This window comes from Corallococcus sp. CA047B, assembly GCF_003612065.1.
Lineage (GTDB): Bacteria > Myxococcota > Myxococcia > Myxococcales > Myxococcaceae > Corallococcus > Corallococcus praedator.
In genome coordinates, this window is the sequence record NZ_RAWD01000620.1 from 1 (window position 1) to 1,860 (window position 1,860).

Consider the following 1,860-nt stretch of genomic DNA (forward strand, 5'->3'; position numbering starts at 1 on the left):
CGGCGAGGGGGAGCGGGCGGGCGGTCATGGGTTGTCCTGGAAGCGCCCACCCTATGATTTCCGTGCAGCCCGAGCACCCCTCTTCGGTTCCGCGCCGTGACGCCCTGGGCTCAGGGCAGCGAGCCCCCCGGACACTCATTCTTTCAGGGCGCGTCGGAGGAGCTGTCGCGGCGCCACTCCCCTTCCAGCAGCGAGAACAGGGCGGTGTCCGTGAAGCCACCGGGCCCGGCGCAGTTCTCCCGCTGGACGCCTTCCGGCTGGAAGCCCGCGCGGGTGAGCACGCGCATCGAGGCGGCGTTGCGCGGGTCCAGGCGGGCCTCGATGCGGTGGAGCCCCATCTGAACGAAGCCGAAGCGCAGGAGCGTGGGCAGCAGCTCCTTCATCACGCCCTGGCCCCACAGGGGCATGGAGAGCACGTAGCCCACTTCCGCGTTGCGGTCGCGCGCGTTCCAGTGGAACAGCCCCACGCTGCCCAGGGGAACGTCCTGCCCCCGCTCGCACAGCACCCAGCGGAAGCCCTCGCCGCGCTTCGCGGACTCCAGGTCCCGCGCCAACTTCTCGCTCGTGGCCTTCGTGCTCCCCAAGTCGTCGTAGAGGAGGTAGCGCGACACCTCGGGGTGGCCGTAGACGACGGCCAGCGCCGCGGCGTCCTCCAACCGGGGCTGCCGCAGGCGGAACCGCCCGGTCTCGAGTTCAGGGTACGTGGTGAAGGAAGGGATCGACATGGCGCCGACCCTACCCTGTCGTCGGGCTCCAGGGCCGGAGCCCGAACAGCCAGAAAGCCGACGCGATGTTCATTCAGAAGGCAGCGCCCACGGCGAGCATCGCGCCCCCCCGGACGGGTGCGACGGACACGCGGGGCAGCCGCCGCAGCTCCGGGTCCGAGTTCCACTGGCGCACCAGGTGCTCCGTGGCGCTCTGCGTGTAGTGGGCGCGCAGCAAGTAGGACGTGCCGCTCACCGCCATCAGCAGCGCGGCGCGCTCGCCATCCACCACCACCTGGGGGTCGCTGTCCGTCACGCGCAGCAGCTCCGCCAGCCCGAACATCACCACGGACGCGCCCACGTAGAGCCAGCCCGCCGTCGCGAGCTGCCGGCGGATCTTCCGCTCCTGCGCGAGGAAGCGGTTGAGCCGGTAGTCCACGCGGGCGATGGTCCGGCCTGGATCCGCCGCCGGATCCGCGTCGGACGCGTTGAACTCCTCCAGGAGGAGCGCGGGGTCCTCGCGACGCAACTGCTGCAGCAGGTCCAGGCTGCCGAAGAGCAGGCTCACGCCCAGCGTGCCGAAGCCCTGCAGCCGCGCGTCAGTGCCGTCCTGGGACAGCAGGATGGCGCTGGAGCCCAGGGAGGACACCACCGTCGCGCTGAAGAGGATGAGCTCCGCGCGGTCGCGGTCCTGCGCCACCGCGCTGAAGGTCTCCACCACCTGCCGCATGCGCTCGCGGTCCGCCAGCGAGATGCCGTAAACGGGCTCCAGCCCGGCCTTGCGGGTCTGCTCGAACGCGGCCAGCGCCTGGGGACCGAAGGGCGTCGCGAAGAGCTGGCGGAGCTGATCCTGCATCCCGCGCGAGACGGGCGGCGCGGGCGCGGAGACAAGGCTCGCGAACTCGACGCCCTGCACCAGAAAGGCCCAGCCGGCCTCGAAGGCGAGCCATCCGCGCGTGCCCAGATCCGCGCGGTAGCCCAGCGTGGCATTCGCGGTGCGGGCGGCATCACGGGTGACGCGCACGGACAGCGAGTCGCCCTCGGAGTCTGCTTCGCGGCCCTGGTGATAGGTCAGCCCGCCCTGGAGGAAGAAGGAGCGAGCGACGCCCAGCGGATACACGCGCGCGTGCGCGGTGAAGCGCGTGCCCCACAGCCC

2 protein-coding genes are annotated in these 1,860 nt (G+C 71.6%); both read right to left on the bottom strand.

Features of this window, described 5'->3' with window-relative positions; genetic code table 11:
* Positions 1-143 precede the first annotated feature (143 nt).
* Positions 144-725 carry a GNAT family N-acetyltransferase gene (locus D7X74_RS41655; RefSeq protein ID WP_120538440.1) on the bottom strand — a complete coding sequence of 194 codons (582 nt, stop codon included), beginning with the start codon at positions 723-725 and terminating at the stop codon, positions 144-146.
* A 73-nt stretch (positions 726-798) separates the two neighbouring features.
* Positions 799-1,860, bottom strand: a 1,062-nt coding sequence (locus D7X74_RS43445; protein WP_158622375.1) for a hypothetical protein, incomplete at its 5' end; no start/stop codon positions are given.

Bases quoted from the DNA above. Each gene is read 5' to 3' on its own strand.
- D7X74_RS41655 (WP_120538440.1), bottom strand. From the start codon at position 725: ATGTCGATCCCTTCCTTCACCACGTACCCTGAACTCGAGACCGGGCGG.